The 18239-nt window shown below is 61.9% G+C and carries 19 protein-coding genes; 6 read left to right on the top strand and 13 right to left on the bottom strand.

The window, feature by feature from the left end; all coding sequences use genetic code 11:
* Positions 1-102 precede the first annotated feature (102 nt).
* Positions 103-471: a helix-turn-helix domain-containing protein gene (locus tag EM858_RS24020; protein WP_065654197.1), complete on the top strand. Its 369-nt coding sequence runs from the start codon at positions 103-105 to the stop codon at positions 469-471.
* 232 nt (positions 472-703) lie between these two features.
* On the opposite strand, the gene EM858_RS24015 is transcribed toward EM858_RS24020, so the two are convergent.
* A complete protein-coding gene (locus EM858_RS24015) occupies positions 704-1135 on the bottom strand; it encodes an Lrp/AsnC family transcriptional regulator (protein ID WP_052817598.1) in 432 nt (143 codons plus the stop codon).
* A gap of 144 nt (positions 1136-1279) precedes the next feature.
* Here EM858_RS24015 and EM858_RS24010 point away from each other — a divergent pair, with 144 nt between their 5' ends.
* Positions 1280-2380: a saccharopine dehydrogenase family protein gene (locus EM858_RS24010; protein ID WP_127758207.1), complete on the top strand. Its 1101-nt coding sequence runs from the start codon at positions 1280-1282 to the stop codon at positions 2378-2380.
* Positions 2381-2553: 173 nt separating this feature from the next.
* On the opposite strand, the gene EM858_RS24000 is transcribed toward EM858_RS24010, so the two are convergent.
* Positions 2554-4014 carry a protein adenylyltransferase SelO gene (locus EM858_RS24000; RefSeq protein ID WP_080817380.1) on the bottom strand — a complete coding sequence of 487 codons (1461 nt, stop codon included), beginning with the start codon at positions 4012-4014 and terminating at the stop codon, positions 2554-2556.
* 168 nt (positions 4015-4182) lie between these two features.
* Between EM858_RS24000 and EM858_RS23995 the strand changes: the two genes are divergently transcribed.
* A complete protein-coding gene (locus EM858_RS23995) occupies positions 4183-5898 on the top strand; it encodes a glycoside hydrolase family 32 protein (protein ID WP_127758206.1) in 1716 nt (571 codons plus the stop codon).
* 68 nt (positions 5899-5966) lie between these two features.
* Positions 5967-6140, top strand: coding sequence for a hypothetical protein (locus EM858_RS23990; RefSeq protein ID WP_127758205.1), 174 nt, complete (start codon positions 5967-5969; stop codon positions 6138-6140).
* Here EM858_RS23990 and EM858_RS23985 read toward each other — a convergent pair.
* The gene (locus tag EM858_RS23985) at positions 6131-7540 is read right to left on the bottom strand and encodes an MFS transporter (RefSeq protein WP_183232568.1); all 1410 of its coding nucleotides are present in this window, start codon (positions 7538-7540) and stop codon (positions 6131-6133) included. The two genes, EM858_RS23990 and EM858_RS23985, sit on opposite strands and share 10 nt — an antisense overlap.
* A 191-nt stretch (positions 7541-7731) precedes the next feature.
* Between EM858_RS23985 and EM858_RS23980 the strand changes: the two genes are divergently transcribed.
* Positions 7732-7980 carry a hypothetical protein gene (locus tag EM858_RS23980; RefSeq protein ID WP_080817381.1) on the top strand — a complete coding sequence of 83 codons (249 nt, stop codon included), beginning with the start codon at positions 7732-7734 and terminating at the stop codon, positions 7978-7980.
* Here the strand turns inward: EM858_RS23980 and EM858_RS23975 are convergent.
* The 9 genes from EM858_RS23975 to EM858_RS23935 all read right to left on the bottom strand — a co-directional run bounded on the left by EM858_RS23975 (position 7977) and on the right by EM858_RS23935 (position 14452).
* On the bottom strand, positions 7977-8342 hold the full coding sequence (locus tag EM858_RS23975; protein WP_127758203.1) for a type II toxin-antitoxin system RelE/ParE family toxin: 366 nt from the start codon (positions 8340-8342) through the stop codon (positions 7977-7979). The two genes, EM858_RS23980 and EM858_RS23975, sit on opposite strands and share 4 nt — an antisense overlap.
* A complete protein-coding gene (locus EM858_RS23970; protein ID WP_127758202.1) occupies positions 8332-8601 on the bottom strand; it encodes a type II toxin-antitoxin system ParD family antitoxin in 270 nt (89 codons plus the stop codon). The genes EM858_RS23975 and EM858_RS23970 overlap by 11 nt, the downstream gene beginning before the upstream one ends.
* A 69-nt stretch (positions 8602-8670) precedes the next feature.
* On the bottom strand, positions 8671-9030 hold the full coding sequence (locus EM858_RS23965) for a type II toxin-antitoxin system PemK/MazF family toxin (RefSeq protein ID WP_127758201.1): 360 nt from the start codon (positions 9028-9030) through the stop codon (positions 8671-8673).
* The gene (locus EM858_RS23960) at positions 9030-9296 is read right to left on the bottom strand and encodes an AbrB/MazE/SpoVT family DNA-binding domain-containing protein (protein ID WP_127758200.1); all 267 of its coding nucleotides are present in this window, start codon (positions 9294-9296) and stop codon (positions 9030-9032) included. The genes EM858_RS23965 and EM858_RS23960 overlap by 1 nt, the downstream gene beginning before the upstream one ends.
* A 68-nt stretch (positions 9297-9364) precedes the next feature.
* On the bottom strand, positions 9365-9565 hold the full coding sequence (locus EM858_RS23955) for a heavy-metal-associated domain-containing protein (protein WP_127758199.1): 201 nt from the start codon (positions 9563-9565) through the stop codon (positions 9365-9367).
* Between the two features lie 53 nt (positions 9566-9618).
* Positions 9619-10041, bottom strand: coding sequence for a Cu(I)-responsive transcriptional regulator (gene cueR, locus EM858_RS23950; protein WP_127758198.1), 423 nt, complete (start codon positions 10039-10041; stop codon positions 9619-9621).
* On the bottom strand, positions 10038-12620 hold the full coding sequence (locus EM858_RS23945) for a heavy metal translocating P-type ATPase (RefSeq protein ID WP_164865547.1): 2583 nt from the start codon (positions 12618-12620) through the stop codon (positions 10038-10040). The genes cueR and EM858_RS23945 overlap by 4 nt, the downstream gene beginning before the upstream one ends.
* Before the next feature lie 357 nt (positions 12621-12977).
* Positions 12978-13802, bottom strand: a complete 825-nt coding sequence (blaOXA, locus tag EM858_RS23940; protein ID WP_065654207.1) for a class D beta-lactamase — start codon at positions 13800-13802, stop codon at positions 12978-12980.
* Positions 13803-13972: 170 nt separating this feature from the next.
* Positions 13973-14452: a YcgN family cysteine cluster protein gene (locus EM858_RS23935; protein WP_065654208.1), complete on the bottom strand. Its 480-nt coding sequence runs from the start codon at positions 14450-14452 to the stop codon at positions 13973-13975.
* A gap of 267 nt (positions 14453-14719) precedes the next feature.
* Here EM858_RS23935 and EM858_RS23930 point away from each other — a divergent pair, with 267 nt between their 5' ends.
* Positions 14720-16912 (top strand): transglycosylase domain-containing protein, encoded by a 2193-nt coding sequence (locus tag EM858_RS23930; RefSeq protein WP_080817389.1) that lies wholly within the window; start codon positions 14720-14722, stop codon positions 16910-16912.
* A gap of 231 nt (positions 16913-17143) precedes the next feature.
* Here the strand turns inward: EM858_RS23930 and EM858_RS23920 are convergent, their stop codons facing one another.
* Entirely contained in the window at positions 17144-18043 is a 900-nt protein-coding gene (locus tag EM858_RS23920; protein WP_127758197.1) for a LysR family transcriptional regulator ArgP, read from the bottom strand.
* Positions 18044-18239: the final 196 nt, after the last annotated feature.

Genomic DNA, 18239 nt, shown 5'->3' with positions numbered 1-18239 from the left:
AACGCAGGTACTGCGTTTGCGAAATCATGAAAAGAGAGCACTTTTCGGTTATCTGGTTTCCTTGCGGAAACCGGCATGGCCCTGAAACGACGGAACAAACCCATGGAACGTATCTATGACGTCTATGAAGACCGCTGCCCCACCCGCATGGTGCTGGACAGGATCGCCGACAAATGGGCGCTGCTGATCCTCGACCGGCTGCGGGTGGAAGCGGTGCGCTTCAATCTGCTGCGGCGGGAGATCAAAGGCATTTCGCAGAAAGTCCTGTCGCAGACGCTGAAGAAGCTCGAGCGCGACGGGCTGATTTCGAGGCAGGTGTTCCCGACCGTGCCGGTGACGGTCGAATATTCGCTGACGCCGCTGGGGCGGACGCTGACCGACACGGTGGCGGCGCTTGCCCATTGGGCGGAGGGCAATATCGACGCGGTGATGGCGGCGCAGAAGGCTTATGATGAGCGGGCGGTGGTTTAGACGGTCTTCGCTCTCGCGTAGCGAGAGAAACATGGGAGCGGCAAGCTCCTTTGTTGTTTCGTTTTGCAGACCATCGCTTCCGTCATACCGGACTTGATCCGGTATCCAGTCAGCCCAAGTCCATGGGCTGAAAAGACTCTATTCGCCGCGCAGACGCGCGGCGGCTGGATGCCGGATCAAGTCCGGCATGACGGAAGTGGGTTTCGCGTATCTTCCACTCCCTCAAACGCTCCTACCGCGAAATCCGCGTCGACAGAATGATCGACGACAGCGTGCGCTCCACGCCGTCAAGCGCGCCGATCCGGTCGATCAACCTGTCGAGATCGAGGATCGAAGGCGCGGCCAGAATGGCGATGAGGTCGAAGGTGCCGCTCACCGAATGCAGCGTCGTCACCTCCTTGATGGCGGCAAGCGCCGCCGTTACGCCCGGCAGCGCCTTCGGTGCGATGGTAATCAGCACATGGGCGCGCACCAGCCCGGAAAGATAGCTTTCCGAAAGCCTGAGGCCATAACCCGCGATCACCCCGTCCGCCTCCAGCCGCTCGATACGGGCCTGCACCGTGGTGCGTGAAAGGCCAAGCTTGCGCGCCAGTTCCGCCACCGGCATGCGGGCATTTTCGGAAAGCAGGGCGAGCAGCGCCCGATCCTTGTCGGCAATCGTCATAGTGACCAATCCTGTCGTCTTATTGCTCAATATTAACCCGCTATCCGCACATAGTGAAGCTGCGAATCGTCAATAAAAACTGGCATTCTGTTCTCGAAGCGCATCTGCGCTGACACATTTGCATTCACTGCGGGGAACAAAAACATGAAAAACATTGTCGTCATCGGCGCGGGCAATATCGGTTCGGCCATCGCCTGGATGCTGGCCGCCACCGGCGATTATCGCATCACCGTCGCCGACCGTTCGGCCGATCAGCTGGCCAATGTGCCGGCGCATGAACGGGTCGATACCGAAATCGTCGACATCACCGACCGTCCCGCTCTGGAAGCACTGCTGAAGGGCAAATTCGCCGTGCTTTCCGCCGCCCCCTTCCACCTGACGGCGGGCATCGCCGAAGCGGCCGTTACCGTCGGCACGCATTATCTCGATCTCACCGAAGACGTCGAATCCACCCGCAAGGTCAAGGCCTTGGCGGAAACGGCCGGGACGGCACTCATTCCGCAATGCGGCCTTGCCCCCGGCTTCATCTCCATCGTCGCCGCCGATCTTGCCGCCAAGTTCGACAAGCTGGACAGCGTGAGGATGCGCGTCGGCGCGCTGCCGCAATATCCGTCCAATGCGCTCAACTACAACCTCACCTGGAGCACGGACGGGCTGATCAACGAATATATCGAGCCCTGCGAAGCGATCGTCGAAGGCCGCCTTACCGCCGTTCCGGCGCTGGAGGAACGTGAGGAATTCTCGCTCGACGGCGTCACCTATGAGGCCTTCAACACCTCGGGCGGGCTTGGCACGCTCTGCGCCACGCTGGAAGGCAAGGTGCGCACGATGAATTACCGCACCATCCGTTACCCCGGCCATGTCGCGATCATGAAGGCGCTTCTGAACGACCTCAACCTGCGCAATCGCCGCGATGTGCTGAAGGACCTGTTCGAAAACGCCCTGCCCGGCACCATGCAGGATGTGGTCATCGTCTTCGTCACCGTCTGCGGCACCCGCAACGGCCGTTTCCTGCAGGAAACCTATGCCAACAAGGTCTATGCCGGCCCGGTTTCCGGCCGGATGATGAGCGCCATCCAGATTACCACCGCCGCCGGCATCTGCACGGTTCTCGATCTGCTCGCCGAAGGCGCCCTGCCGCAGAAGGGCTTCGTGCGACAGGAGGAAGTGGCCCTGCCGAAATTCCTCGAAAACCGGTTCGGCCACTATTATGGCGCGCATGAGCCGCTGGCGCGGGTTGGGTGAAAAAGAGAAGACGGGTGGGAGAACATCTCCTCCCATTCCTCCGTCATACCGGCCTCGAGCCGGTATCCAGCCAGCCCAAGTCCTTGGGCTGACAAGGCTTCTCTCGCCGCGCAGACGCGCGGCGGCTGGATGCCGGATCAAGTCCGGCATGACGGTGAGGATTGACGAACCCGTTACGTCCCGCAAAACGTCCTGAAGACCCGCTCATGGCTCATCGGCGGCTGCATATAGACGAAATTGTCCGGCCGTTCATCGAAGGGCGTTGCAATCGCGGTCAGCATGGCGTGGAAGGGCTCGAAATCCCCCTCTTCCACCGCTGCCTCTATCAGTTCCTCGATGCGGTGGTTGCGCGGAATGATGGCCGGATTGGCGGCCAGCATCGCCGCTGATCGTTCGGAATCGGAAATCCCCTCGCGACCGGCTCTTTCCCGCCAGCGCGCCAGAAATTCGTCCGCCCCCGCAATATCGATGAACATGCCGCGAAACGGTTCGGCATCGCCATTGGCCGCATGGGAAAGACGCCGGAAGGTCAGCGTATAATCCGCCTCCGATGCCTGCATCAGCGCCAGCAGCGCCTGCACCAGATCGATGTCGCCCTCTTCCTCCGCCGTCAGGCCAAGCTTTTCGCGCATGCCGGAAAGCCAGCGTTTGGGAAAGGCGGCGGCGAAATCGGCGAGGACGGCATTGGCGAGTTCGGCGGCTTTCTCCACCTGCGGATCGAGCAGCGGCAGCAGGCATTCCGCCAGCCTTGCAATGTTCCATTGCGCAATGCCCGGCTGGTTGTTGAAGGCGTAACGGCCCTGCGCATCGATGGAGGAGAAGACCTTGTTGGGGTGATATTCGTCAAGGAAAGCGCAGGGGCCGAAATCGATGGTTTCGCCTGACACCGCCATATTGTCGGTATTCATCACACCATGGATGAAGCCCACCATCATCCAGCGGGCGATGAGGTCGCATTGCCGTTGCGCTATGCCTTGCAGCAGGGCGAGGTAAGGATTATCAGCGCCTTTCGCCTCGGGATAGTGACGGTCGATCACATAGTCCGCAAGGTTCCTGATCGCCTCGTCATCCTCGCGGGCGGCGAAGAACTGGAAGGTGCCGACCCGAATATGGCTTGCCGCAACGCGGGTGAAAACACCGCCCGGCAGACCGACTTCGCGCTGCACCCTTTCGCCGGAAAGGACGGCCGCCAGCGCCCGTGTGGCGGGAATGCCGAGCGCAAACATCGCCTCCGACACGATATATTCGCGCAGCACCGGGCCAAGGGCCGCGCGCCCGTCGCCCCGGCGCGAAAACGGCGTCGGGCCGGAGCCCTTGAGCTGGATATCGCGGCGTTTGCCGTTCCTGTCGATCACCTCGCCCAGCAGAATGGCGCGGCCATCGCCCAACTGCGGCACGAAACCGCCGAACTGGTGGCCGGCATAGGCCATGGCCAGCGGCTCGGCCCCCTGCGGCACGACATTGCCGGAAAAGATCGCCGCCAGCCTTTCATCGTCAAGGCCGGCCACATCGAGAAGGAGTTCATCGGCCAGCCCACGATTGAAGGCGATGAGCCGCGGCGCCTTCACCGGCGTCGGCAACACGGCGGCACTGAACCGTTCCGGCAGGCGGGCATAGGAATTGTCGAATTTCATCACGGATAAACTCCCTGCTTTGCCCCTATATGGGGCCGGAAGGCGGCGGATGCGAGCGATAAATGCCCAAGCTCCTCCATCGCCTCATTCAATTTTGCGCAATGAACTTTCCCGCGCCATCATCGTTCCTATGCTTGACCCGCAGAATGCCGAAGGAAAGGAAAAGCAATGACCGTCGTTGAAGCCACAGCCGAGCCGGAAAGCGCCATCCGCACCATTCATACCGATCTGCCCGTCAACGCCACCTTCCATGTCTGGCTGAAGGCGAAGAAAGATGCCGAGCCCGGTGCCGTCTCCTTTTCCAATCAGAACGGAAAATTCGCTGAGGTTTCAAGCGTCAACACGGAAGAGTTCGGTTTTCGAATCTATCAGGTTTTCGGCGGCGGCCATGTGGAGCTGAGTTACGACACGGTCACGACCGCCGTTTCCGTCATCTACTGGTTCACCGCGTCGGATGTGCTCGAAACCGGCATCACCGTCGTCCATACCAAGCCGGACAATGCCGCACCCGAACTTCCCGGCAGCTATCATTTTCGCCCGCCCTTCGGCTGGATGAACGACCCCAACGGTTTCGGACGTTTCGAGGGGCGGCCGCATCTGTTCTATCAGCATTATTCGCACGGGCTTCGCTGGAACACCATGCATTGGGGCCATGCCGTCTCGTCGGATTATCTGCGCTGGCGGCACCTGCCGATCTTCCTTTTCCCTTCCGAGGATCTGACGACGCGGCCGGACAAGCGCGGCGGCGCTTATTCCGGTTCCACCATTCCGCTGGTTGAAGGAACGGGCATCCGGGTGTTCTTCACCGAACAGGTGCAGGATCGCATTCCCGAACAGCAGATACAGCTCACCGCCACCTCCTCCGATCTCATCATGGCCGGGCAGGCGGAGGTCATTCTCGGCACTCGTCCGGACGGACAGGGGCTGACGCCGGATTTCCGCGATCCTTACGTCTTTCGCGGTCCCGACGGCCTGTGGAAAATGGTGCTCGGCAGCCAGAGCGATGGCGGCGGCGTCATCCTGCTCTACGAGACGCTGGACCCCACCGCCGCATCGGGCTGGACCTATGTGGGCAAGCTGTGGGTGGAAACGCGCTATAAAACCACGGCCATCGAATGCCCCTGCCTGCTGCCGCTCGACGGCCCCGCCAATGCCCGCTCCACCCGCTGGGTATTGATTTACGGGCTGATGCACTCGGAGGACCCGGAAACCGGCCGCAAGAACCTGACCATGGCCGATGTCGGCTGGTTTGACGGCAAGGTCTTCACCAAGGAATCCGGGCAGGAGCTGGATTTCGGCACCGACAATTACGCCTTCCAGGCCTTTCTGGATGGCGACAGCATCATCGGCATGGGCTGGCTGGCCAATTGGGCGGATGCCAATCCGGAGATCGATTTCCCCACCTCCATGACGCTGCCGCGCCGGATTCATTATGTGAACGGCGAGCTTCTGACCCCGCCCATCGGCGCGGCGGAAAGCCTGCGCAGCCATATTCTCGACCGCACGCGGCTTGCCGCCGGCGAACGCATCACCTTCATCAACGGGGCGGTGGAAATATTGTTCGAGCTTGCCTCGCCCGGCGCGCCCTTCGAACTGGTGCTCGACCATCCGGCGGTCGAGCTGGGCGTCGTTTCCGATGAAACGGGGCTGTGGATCCGCCACGAGGACGGGCGTGACGGCCCCTCGCCGCATTATATCGCCAGGGGCGCAAGGGCCTCGCGCATCCGCATCTTTCTCGATTACGGCTCCATCGAAGTCTTCGCCAATCGTGGCCGATATGTGGGCACCAAGCGCCTCGAAGGTTTCGAACCGGTACGCTCGGCGCTGCTGAAGGCCGCCCCCGGCGCGGTGGTGCATGCCACCAGCTGGGCGCTGAAACCGTGAGGAACCTTTTGGCGGATTGGGCGGTTGATAGACCGAAACCGCCCATTCCACGGATAAGGAGAGACGGCATGACCAAAATCCGCGACACCAGCGATCCGATCCTGTTTCCGACCGAAGCCAATGAAAACAAGGCCGAGAAAAAACGCGCCGGCAAGGGCATCGTCATCATTATCGGTGCGATCGCGATCATGGCCTTCGTCGTTTACCTGGCGGCGATCGCCATCGCCACCACTCAGTCCTGAAGGTGGCGGAAGAGCCGCCTTTCGCCCCGCAACCCGCTGGCGGTCATGATCGCCAGCAGCGATACGACCACACCCAGCCCATAGAGATAAACCATCGGCATCGTCACATCCGCCCGCTCGATCTGCCCCACCAGATCGGTGGCAGCGGCGACGGTGCCGCTGGCGCCGGCACCGGCGGCAGCGCCCAGGGTCGCGACCGTCGGCAGCAGTGCGCCCGTCATCTTGCGTTCCTCTTCCGGTGCGGCCTCCATGGCGGCCTGGCTGATGCCGGCCCATGACATGCCGAAGGCGGAGCCGATCAGAATTTGCCCGACGAGCATTTCTCCCCAGTTGCCGGTTGCCAGCCCGAGCCCCAGCAGCGCGCAGCCCGGCACCATCTGGTAAGGACCGTAATGCAGGCAAATCTCCCGAAGGCGGGCAGAACGCAGGCTGCCGATCAGCATCGCCACGAAGCTCCAGGCAAGCGGCATCGTCACCACGATGAAACCGGCAAAGGTCGGTTCATGCCGCCAGAGATTGATGGCGACATAAGCGAGATAGACGCTGCCCAGCGCATGGGCATAGGACATCAGGAACAGCACCCAGAAACCGCTGCCGAGCACCGTCTTCAGCCGAAAGGAATCCTTGGGGAAAAGACCGATTGAAGGCCGGGTGCCCGCGCGCAGCGAGGCCCACAGCAGCGCCGCGCCCACCAGCAGGGAAAGGGCGCGCAGGCTCGCATCCTCGAAGGCGGAAGGCGCGGAAAACGCCAATGCGCCGACGAGGCAGAGAAGCAGCGGCACCAGCGGTTTACGCGTCGCCGCCACCGGCCGCTCGGCGGAGACGGCAATGGCGGTATAGGCCAGAAGCAGCAGGATCAGCGGCGCCGACAAGAGGAAAGTGGCGCGCCAGGAGATGTGTTCGGTGGCGAAACCGCCGGTCAGCGGGCCGATGAAGGAGGCGACCGCCCAGATCGCCGCCTCGATGGCGAAGACCTTCGGCAACAGGCCGGAGCGGAAACCGGCGGGAATGAGGCTGTAGCACACGGCCACGATCAGCCCGTCCGCCAGACCCTGCAGGGCACGGCCGACGACGACCCACAAAAAGTCGCCGGCGATTGCCGAGAGGACCGAACCGAAAGAAAAGATCAGGCAGCAGAGAAGCAAAACGACGCGTGCGCCAAAACGCTCGCGAAACAGGACGGCGGTGACGCCGCCCGCCACGGAACCGACGAAATAGAGACTATAGGCCCAGCTATAGAAGGCCGCGCCGCCGATTTCGTTGACGGCGACGGGCAAGGCCGTCACCACCGCGAACTGGTTGAAAGCGTGCAGGCCGATACCGGCGGAGATGACGGTCAGAAGCGAGAGATTCGCCCCGCTCAGCAATTCACTCCAGCCGTTTTTCTCCGTCATTTCCATACTCGACAAAGCCGTATCCTTTCCATTCTTGCGATACGGCGGGCAAACTAGAACCTCAAGCGCCATTGAGGTCAAGACGGCTTTTTCACGCAATCCGGCCTGACGGAATTCAGTGACGGAATTCAACGGCGACAGGAACCCTTAGCGCCTTCGGGCCGTTTGTCGAATGAACGGACAGAAAGGACACCGTCATGGACCGCGAAAAAATCCTGCCCCGCAACGAAGACGCCATGGACGAGGACCTGCTCGATCTCGATATCGACGCCCTTCCCGCCAAGGGAGAAATTCCGCAATCCATCGAACAGGAAATCGAGGAAGAAGAGGCGGAGAGCGAGGACGATCCCTATCAGGAAAGCGACGAGGCCCTGCCCGACGATGCCGAGGAACGAGTGATCGACCGCAACCCTTCGCGGGAAGGCGGGACTTTCGACGAGGTTTAGGGAAGATTGAGGGCGCGACGGGACACGAGGCGCGTGAGCATATGGCGCAGATGATCCTGCCCGCCGAAAAAGACCGCAAGAATACGCACGGTCTTTTCACCCTCATCGACATCGAAATAAAAGACAGCCTGATTTTTCGTCACCCGGCGAAGGCCGGGCAATATTTCGGGCAATAATGTGCCCTGAAAAGGCGCTTTGTGAAGCGCTTCCATATCCGCCTCGATTGACCCCACACGTCGCGCAGCGCGCGCGAAAGCGCCCGGCAAGGCGTCGCCAAGGTCGAGATAGGACTGGATGAGATGGTCGAGAATGAGGCCGAGGTCCTGATCCGTCTGTGTCGAACGCAGGACCCTAAAGGCCATAGCCGGCCTTCTTGGCTGCGATCATCTCTGCCGTTCTTTCCTTGCCGTCTTCCACGGAGACGAAGTCGCCCTGCCCGCGCTCGACCAGCAAAACGCGAAGCGCGGCAAGTTCGGCGTCCTTCAGTTCCGTTTCCTGCCGCAGCAGTTCCAGCCCACGCTGGACGACGGCACTGAGGCTCGCGTAACGCCCTTCCTCCACCAGCCTGCGGGCGAAACTGTCCTGCTGATCGGAGATGGAAACTGACGCCTTGACGGACATTGTGGCTATCCCGGTTCAAAAGAGATGCTACTCAGTAGCATATTTCGCCCATTATTCCAATGGGCGTTCTCAGGCAGGATCGATCATGCTGATGACACGTCCGGCGATTTCGTCAATCGTCGCATCGTCAAGGGTTTCGATATATTTCGCTTTCTTCTGGGCGACACGGGCAACAATGTCCATGCTTCTCACCTGATTGCATAGTGCGACACCCGTAGTCCTGTGGGCCGATATGTTGACGGCAAGCCCTGCCCTGCGTGTGAATACTCCGCCCGTCGTCACGGGAACGACAAGGCACAGTCCAACCGCATTGATTTCTCTGGGCGTGATGACGATACAACGATGCTCGTCCCTGATTTCGCTGCCGATGACAGGATTGAGGTCGACCAGATAAACGTCGCCACGTTTTGGAACCTGGCTGCGGACCATCAAAGGGCTTCTTTGCCAACTGGCGGCGCTTCGTCCCACTCCCGCGCGCCGGCATTGAGGGCGGCAACTTCATCCGCACCCTCCAGCAGTTCGGCAAGCGTGAAGCGCTTCTTTTCCTGCCGAACCGGGCTGGCGACCAGCGCGCCGTTGTCGACCTCAAGCGTCAGTTGTTCACCGATTTCCAGCCCCAGCATCTTCAAAAGAGCGGGCGGGATGGTCATCACCGCCGCACCGCCCTGACGTCTTATTCTCGTCGTTACGGTCATCCGTTTACGCTCCATTTTGTGCAACATATGTAGCACATTTTGGAACCTGTGCAAACGGAAGCCGTCTCTCAACCCGCCCGTTCCGGCGAATAACCGGCTTCGCGTATCGCCGCTTCCGCGGTTGCGGCGTCGCCCGTGACGATCAGCCTGTGGGCATCAAGGTCGATGCTGATGGATGCGCCGGGAAGAGCCTCCGTGAGAGCACCGCGCAGCGTCTTTTCGCAATGGCCGCAGGTCATGTCCGGAATGAGGAAGGTGGTTGCACTCATGGTTTTCTCCTTATCGCCGGTCGCGATATTGTCGTGCCGGCTGTCATTAAAGGTCAGTGGGTTCGCGCGTGCCTGGCGTCGGCCTTATCTGCGCCCGCGAGATCGTCGAGGATGGGGCAGTCGGGCCGGTGGTCGCCGCCGCAGCAATGGGCGAGATGGGAGAGCGTCTTCACCATGCTCTTCATCTCGGCGATCTTCTGCTCGAGATCGGCGATGTGGACGAGCGCGATTTCCTTCACCGCCGAACTCTCACGGCTCTTGTCCTGCCAGAGTTTCAGCAGCGTCTCGGTTTCTTCCAGCGAAAAACCGAGCGTGCGCGCCCGCTTGATGAAGCGCAGATTGTGCACGTCCTGCTCGCCATAGACCCGGTAATTATTGCCGGTGCGGGCGGCCGGCGTGATGAGGCCGATCTGCTCGTAATAGCGGATCATCTTGGCGGAAACACCCGATGCTTCCGATGCCTGGCCGATATTCATGACGTCACCTCCCGATGGGCCACCTTCGCCCGTTTCAACCGCAGCGCATTGGCGAGAACGAAGACGCTGGACAGCGCCATGGCGCCCGCGCCGATCATCGGCGACAGCGTGATGCCGAAGGCGGGATAAAGCACGCCCGCCGCAACCGGTATCAACGCCACATTGTAACCGAAAGCCCAGAACAGGTTTTCCTTGATGTTGCGGATGGTCGCCCGGCTCATCTCGATGGCGTTGACCGCACCGAGAAGATCGCCGCCGACCAGCACCACATCGGCGCTTTCAATGGCGACATCCGTGCCGGTGCCGACGGCGATGCCGATATCGGCTTCAGCCAGCGCCGGCGCATCGTTGATGCCGTCACCCACGAAGGCCAGCACCTTGCCGCCTGCGCGCATCTCGTGGATCGCCTTCACCTTGCCCTCGGGCAGCACTTCGGCCACCACACGGGAAATGCCGACCTGCCGGGCGATGGCGTTTGCCGTACGTTCATTGTCGCCCGTCACCATGGCCACTTCGATGCCCATCGCCTGCAACGCCCGGATGGCGGTCACACTCGAGGGTTTCAGCGGATCGGCGACGGCAATCGCAGCCGCCAGCCTGCCGTCGATGGCGGCATAAAGCGGCGTCTTGCCCTCGTCACCCAGCCTTGCGGCGGCCTCAGCGAAGATATCGACCGAATGGCCGAGTTTCGCCATGTAACGATCCGCGCCGACTTCGACCCTGCGGCCATTGACGGTGGCGGCGATGCCGTAACCCGTCACGCTTTCGAAGTTTTCGACGGTCGCGGGTTCGAGTCCTGCAGGGGTCGCAACCTTCTTTTCTTCCGCAGCCCGGACGATGGCTTCGGCAATCGGATGTTCCGAACGGCCCTCGACGGCGGCGACCAGCGCCAGCACCTCGTTATCGGCAAACCCTTCCGCAACCACCAGATCGGTCAGCTCCGGGCGGCCCTTGGTCACCGTGCCGGTCTTGTCGACCACGACGATCTCGGCCGAACGCAGCTCCTGCAGCGCCTGCCCCTTGCGGAACAGCACGCCCAGTTCCGCCGCCCGGCCGGTACCGACCATGATCGAGGTAGGCGTGGCGAGACCCATGGCGCAGGGGCAGGCGATGATGAGCACCGCCACGGCATTGACCAGCGCGAAAGTATAGGCAGGCTCGGGACCGAAGATCGCCCAGACGATGAAGGTCAGCACCGCAATGGCGATGACAACGGGCACGAAGAGCGCGGTGACGCGGTCGACCAGCAGCTGAATGGGAAGCTTGGATCCTTGAGCCTCCTCCACCATGCGGATGATCTGCGACAGCATGGTATCCGCGCCGACCTTGGTCGCCTTGAACTTGAAAGCGCCGGTCTTGTTGATGGTGCCGCCGACGACCGTTGCGCCGACCGTCTTTTCCACCGGCACCGGCTCGCCGGAGATCATCGATTCATCGACATAGGAGGAGCCTTCGACGACTTCGCCATCCACCGCCAGCCTTTCGCCGGGACGGATGACGACGATATCGCCGGCCACGAGGTCTTCGGGGGAAATATCGATGGTAGCGCCGTCGCGCTCCACCCGGGCGGTCTTCGCCTGCAGGCTCATCAGCTTGCGGATGGCGTCTCCAGTGCGTCCGCTGGCGCGGGCTTCGAGAAGCCGCCCGGTCAGGATCAGCGTGACGATGACGGTTGCGGCTTCATAATAGACGAACTGCGCCTCTTCCGGCAGCAGGTTGGGCGCGAAGGTCGCCACCACCGAATAGAGATAGGCGGCGGTGACGCCCAGCGCCACCAGCGAGTTCATTTCCGGCGCGCCGCGCAGCAGGGCCGGGAAACCGGTCTTGAGGAAACGCAGGCCCGGCCCGAAAATCACCGCCGTCGCCAGCGCGAAATAGGTGTAATAGAGGTTCTGCGTGTCGATGATGCCCATCAGCCAGTGATGCATCGGCTCATAGAGATGGCCGCCCATTTCCAGCACGAAAAGCGGCGCGGTCAGGATCGCGGCAATCGTCAGGTCGCGTTTGAGCGCGCCCTCTTCGCCCGCATGCTGCATATGGTCATGGCCGCCGGCCTCGCCCGCCGCCATCTGGCCGTGGCCCTGATGATGTCCATGGTGCTGGCTGTGACCGTTATGGGCGGAATGGTCGTGCGGTTTCGGCGTCTTCAGCGCGAACCCGGCAAGCTTTGCCGTTTCCACAAGCGCATCCCGTTCGCGCCGGCCGCCAATCGTTTCCACGGAGGCCTTGCCGGAGGCAGCGTCGACCTCGACGGCGATTGTGGTGGCGACCGCTTCCAGAACGGCCTTCAGCCGCTCGGCCTCAGCCTCGCCCCGCAAGCCTTCCACCGCAAATTCGTGACGCTCCGGCGCGATATCGTAACCGACCTTCTTGATGGCGGCGCCAAGCGTTCTGGCCGAAAAACCCTCGGCTGGCTCGACGGTGAGCTTCTTCGTGGCGAAGTTCACGGAACTCGACATGACACCCGGCACCTTGGCCGCGGCCGTTTCCACCCGCCGCACGCAGGAAGCGCAGGTCATGCCTTCCACGGGAATGGAAACCGGTTCATGTCGATGGGCGTGTTTGACTGTCTCGTTCATGGGAAATCCCCTTTCGAGACCCTATGTAGAGATTCCCATGATGGGAAGGTCAAGGGAAGCGGAAACTTTTTGTTGAACACACAATCGTGAGTGCGGCCGGGCTTGCTGTCGGCGCCTGCGCGGCAATCTGACGGATACCTACTGACCGCGCTATCTCGGTCCACAGCGTTCACATTTCCATGCGCCAAGATATCACCCTCATTCCTGTGCTTGTCACAGGAATCCAGTCGACGCGCGTCTGCGCGGCGGGGAGAGTTCTTTCAGCCCAAGGACTTGGGCTGGCTGGATCCCTGTGACAAGCACAGGGATGAGGGAAGGAGCACGTCGCAAAACTACGCTTTTATTAGATGCGTGCGGCTACCGGTGCACGGCCAGCCGGGGAATATCGCGCAGGAAGGCATCGCGCACGGCGGGGCCGAGCGGCTCGTCGGACGGTTTGTCGGAAACGCGCAGTCTTGCGAAGACGATGTGCTGGCCTTCGCGCTCCGCCCAGCCGACGAACCAGCCGAAGGGGCGGTTGCGGTCGGGATTGCCCTTTTCGTCGCGCATGTAGCCCGTGCCGGTCTTGCCGTGCACCGCCCAACTTTCGGGCGCATCGAAGACCGGCACGATTGCCCTGGTCTTCGCCTGCGCATCGCGCGAGACCGGCAGATTGCCGGCCAGAAGGCGGCGGAGAAAGCCGACCTGTTCCACCGGCGAAACCGTCAGCGACGATCCGAGCCAGGAATGGGTGAGCCCGTTATTCTTGCCCGGCTCACCGGAAACATCGGCATTGCCATAACCGAGGCGCTTCACATAGGCGGCGAATTTTTCCGGGCCGAGGCGGCGGGTAATTTCACGCGAATACCACAGCACCGAATCCTGCTCCCATATCGAGGGATCGACCGTCTTGCGGTCGGAGGCGCGCGCCTCCGTGCCGGGTTTCCAGTCCCAGGCGGGCGTCTTTTCATCCTGAAGAATGCCGGCGTCGTAACCGATCAGCGCCAGCGGCACCTTGAAGGTGGAGGCCGGCGCCACGCGCTGGTCGCAGGCGCCCTGCTGGTTGATGATGGCGCCGGTCTCGATGGAGGTGACCAGCGTGCATTCGAAGGCCTGGGGCTGTTGCTGGGCGTCAGCGGAAAACGGCAGGAGCCCCGGAAGGGCGAGGCATGAAAGAACGATGGCGGGCAGCCGATAGCGCATGCGTTTTGATGTCCCTCGTCCGCTTTTGCGGATCATTTGCCGGAATGGCCGGAAGCTGTCTTTGATTTCAGACAAGTCGTAACCCGAAACCGTGACACGCTTTCGGGCGACACTGCCTTAAGGGAACGATGGGGCAGGAATAGGACCAAAACGAAAATCGACGTTTTCCGTCACATCCGTTCCTTTTCGCCTGCCCTCTCACCCACTGTCAGGGGCCAGTCGACCACATAATCCTCGAAGTCGTCAACATCCACGTCGGCCTCGCTGACGGTGCGGCCGCGCGCGGAAATGCCGGCCTGATGCACCGTTTCCGTATCGCCGGAAACGAGATAGTGCCACCAGTAGAGATCCTTGCCGTCGCGCACCAGCGCATAGGCGCAGGTGGGCGGCAGCCAGCCGATCTCATGCACCTTCTTCAGGTCGAGCTGGATACAGTCCGGCACGGTGGCGCGGCGGTTTTCGTAATCGGAGCATCGACAGCTTTCACCGTCAAGCAGCACACAGCGCACCGAGGTGAACACCACTTCGCCGGTGTCCCAGTCCTCCAGCTTGTTCAGACAGCACAGGCCGCAGCCGTCGCACAGGCTTTCCCATTCCTCGCCGGTCATCTCCGTGAGTGATTTGGTTTTCCAGAACGGCGCGTCATTCATCGTTAACATTTCCGTTTCATTTTGATCTCTTGGACGGGAGTGTTTAACCGGTCCCTAATCCTTTATATCGTATCGCCAAGGGCTGGTTTGTACGATATTTTAGCATATTGGCAGGCGGCAGAGGGGTCATTGGCCCGCGAAAGGCCGCCGCGTCAAGCACTTCCGACATAACCATGCCACGGTTTTGCGTCGGGAATGGGTTGAAGCGTAGAATATCACGCAGGCATATCGATGGCAGCGTTGCGTTGAACAGGAAAACATCGCCAGGTGCAGGAAGAAAAAGACGATAAAAAAGGCCGTAAAAAACGGCACATCCTGCTCCGGATCGATAGCTTCATCGACTCCGGCCTGTGGACGGCTGCGGCAAGGCTGGTGGATTTCTGGGAAGACGTCACCATCGCCTCGCGCAAGCTGCATGTGCGCGGCTGGAAGAAGCTCCTCGTCAACCTCACCTGCGACGCGCTGACCTTCGGAACGGCAGGGTCCGTCGTGCTCCTGGCGCTCGCCATGCCCGCTTTCGAAGAGACCAAGAAGGACTGGCGTTATCGCGGCGATTTCGCCGTCACCTTCCTTGATCGCTACGGCAACACCATCGGCCACCGCGGCATCATCCATGAAGACAGCGTCCCGATCGACCAGATGCCGGATCATTTCATCAAGGCGGTGCTGGCGACCGAGGACCGGCGTTTCTTCGACCATTTCGGCATCGATTTCATCGGCCTTGCCCGCGCCATGAGCGAAAACGCCCGCGCCGGCGGCGTGGTGCAGGGCGGCTCGACGCTGACGCAGCAGCTCGCCAAGAACCTGTTCCTCACCAATGAGCGCTCGCTGGAGCGCAAGATCAAGGAAGCCTTCCTCGCGCTGTGGCTCGAGACCAACATGTCGAAGAAGGAAATCCTCAGCCTTTATCTCGACCGCGCCTATATGGGCGGCGGCACCTTCGGTGCTGCTGCGGCGGCGCAATTTTATTTCGGCAAGAACCTGACCGACGTGACATTGGCGGAATCCGCCATTCTGGCCGGCCTGTTCAAGGCTCCGGCCAAATATGCGCCGCATGTCAACCTGCCGGCAGCGCGCGCTCGCGCCAACACCGTGCTTTCCAACCTGGTGCAGAGCGGGTTGATGACCGAGGGCCAGGTGATCGGCGCGCGGCGCAACCCGGCCACCGTCATCGACCGCGCCGATGTGAAGGCGCCGGATTATTTCCTCGACTGGGCTTTCGACGAAGTGCAGCGGCTGGCCGCCGAGGGCAAGTTCAAGGACCATACCGTCGTCGTGCGCACCACCATCGATACCGGCCTGCAGCAGGCGGCCGAACAGGCGATGGAAATGGGCCTGCGCGAATATGGCGAAGGTTATCGCGTCAAGCAGGGCGCGATGGTGATGATCGAGAACGGCGGCGGCGTGCGCGCCATGGTCGGCGGGCGCGACTATGGCGAAAGCCAGTTCAACCGCGCCACGGCGGCGCTGCGCCAGCCGGGCTCCTCCTTCAAGGTCTATACCTACTCGGCCGCCATGGAAAAGGGCATGAAGCCTGAGACGCTGATCTCCGACGCGCCGGTGACCTGGCGCGGCTGGTCGCCGCAGAATTACGGTCGCTCCTATGCCGGCAAGGTGACGCTGCAGATGGCGCTCGCCAAATCCTACAACACCGTGCCTGTGCGCCTCGCCAAGGACGTGCTTGGCACGCAGGTCATCGTCGATACCGCCAAGGCCATGGGTGTCGCCACGCCGCTGCGCAGCGACAAGACCATTCCGCTCGGCACATCGGAAGTGACGGTTCTCGATCAGGCCACCGCCTATGCCGTTTTCCCGGCCGACGGTATGCAGTCGCGCCGCCACGGCATCGAGCAGGTGCTGGATTACGAGGGCAATGTTCTCTACGATTTCAGCCACAACGAAGCGCCCGCCAAACGGGTGCTTTCCGAAGACGCCAATTCGAAGATGAACCAGATGCTGGTGACCATCCCGGTCATGGGCACGGCAAGGCGCGGCGCGCTGGACAACGGCATCGTTTCCGGCGGCAAGACCGGCACCTCGCAGGCCTATCGCGACGCCTGGTATGTGGGTTTCACCGGCAATTACACCACGGCCGTCTGGTTCGGGAACGACGATTTCACGCCGATGAACAACATGACCGGCGGCGCGCTTCCGGCCATGGCCTTCAAGCGGCTGATGGACTATGCCCATCAGGGCATGGAACTGCGACCGATCCCCGGCATCCAGAACCCGCTGCCGACAGGCGCGCGCCCGCAGCCTTCTGCGGAAGTGGCGGCCGCAGCCACCAGCACACCCGCTTTGCCGGCGCTCACCCGCCCACGCTCGCTCTCGGCCGAGGCAACGCGTGTGATCCGCTCCATCGCCAAGAAGATGAAGGACGCTTCGGCCTTGAGTGTGACGACGCAGAAGGTGGCGGATGCGTCGTTGCGCGAGGGCGCGGAGGATGCGGCGCGGCGGTGAGGTGTGGCGCATTGCCTGAAGATTCTGTCGGAGTGTGTGGCTCACCCCCCTCTGCCCTGCCGGGCATCTCCCCCTCAAGGGGGGAGATCGGCTGGTGGCTCTCCCGCCACTTCATTCTCTAACCTTGAGATGGGCGAAACTTCGCCGCAGATCGATCTCCCCCCTTGAGGGGGAGATGCCCGGCAGGGCAGAGGGGGGTAAGCCAAGCACTCCGTCGCCACCGTTTGCAACTTAGCGCAACAACACCCCCCTCGCCGTCTCCACCACATGCGACGTCAACACCCCAAGCCGCTCCGCCGCGAGCCGGTTCACCTGCCAGTAAAGCGGAATATCGAGCGACGTGCCGGGAACGACCTCCACCAGCCTGCCCGCCTTGAGGTGATCCCCCACAAGCTGCACCGGGTTGAGCCCCCAGCCCATGCCGGAAAGGCTCGCCTTCACGAAACCGTCCGTCGAAGGCAGCCAGTGGGTGGGATAAGCGATATCCTCGCCCAGCACCTTCCTGACCCAGCTCGCCTGCAGCCTGTCCTTCTGGTTGAAGGTGAGCCCCGGCGCGCGGGCAAGGGCCGTGGGTGTCACACCATCGGCGAAATGGCGGGCCATGAAATCCGGGCTGGCGGTGGCATGATAGCGCAGCACGCCGAGGGCCAGGACCCGGCAGCCCTGTACGGGCTTGGCATGGGCGGTGACGGCGGCGAGCACCCTGCCGCCGCGCAGCCATTCCACCGTGTGGTCCTGATCGTCCACTGCGATATTGACGAGATAATCGCTGCCGCCGGTGAATTTCGAAACCGCATCCAGAAACCATGTGCCGAGACTGTCGGCGTTTGTGGCGATGTTGAGCGTCACGCGCTCCTGCGCTGCGCCCGCTTCCGCCAGCGCCGGAAGCTGTCGGAACAATTCGCTTTCCAGCATGCCGACATGATCCATGTGACGGCAGAGCCATTCGCCCTTTTTCGTCGCCACGCAGGGATTGCCGCGCACGATCAGCACCACGCCCAGCCGCTCCTCCAGTTGCTTGATGCGCTGGGAGACGGCCGACGGCGTGACGCACAGCACCTGCGCCGCCTTTTCGAAACTGCCGGTTTGAGCAACGAGCGCCACGGCCCGCATGGAGGGATAGTCGAGCATTATGATACCCGCTGTGAAAGCTGGGTTTGACACAGCACATGTAAGGACTCGGACCATCTGCAGCGATCCTCCCCGCCCTCATTCCTGTGCTTGTCACAGGAATCCAGCAAGCCCAAGTCCTTGGGCTGAAAAGACTCATCCGTCGCGCAGACGCGCGTCGGCTGGATTCCTGTGACAAGCACAGGAATGAGGGTGG

This window comes from Agrobacterium sp. CNPSo 2736, from assembly GCF_004005385.1.
In the GTDB taxonomy this organism is placed as follows: domain Bacteria; phylum Pseudomonadota; class Alphaproteobacteria; order Rhizobiales; family Rhizobiaceae; genus Agrobacterium; species Agrobacterium leguminum.
This window is presented reverse-complemented; position numbering and strand designations above follow the sequence as displayed.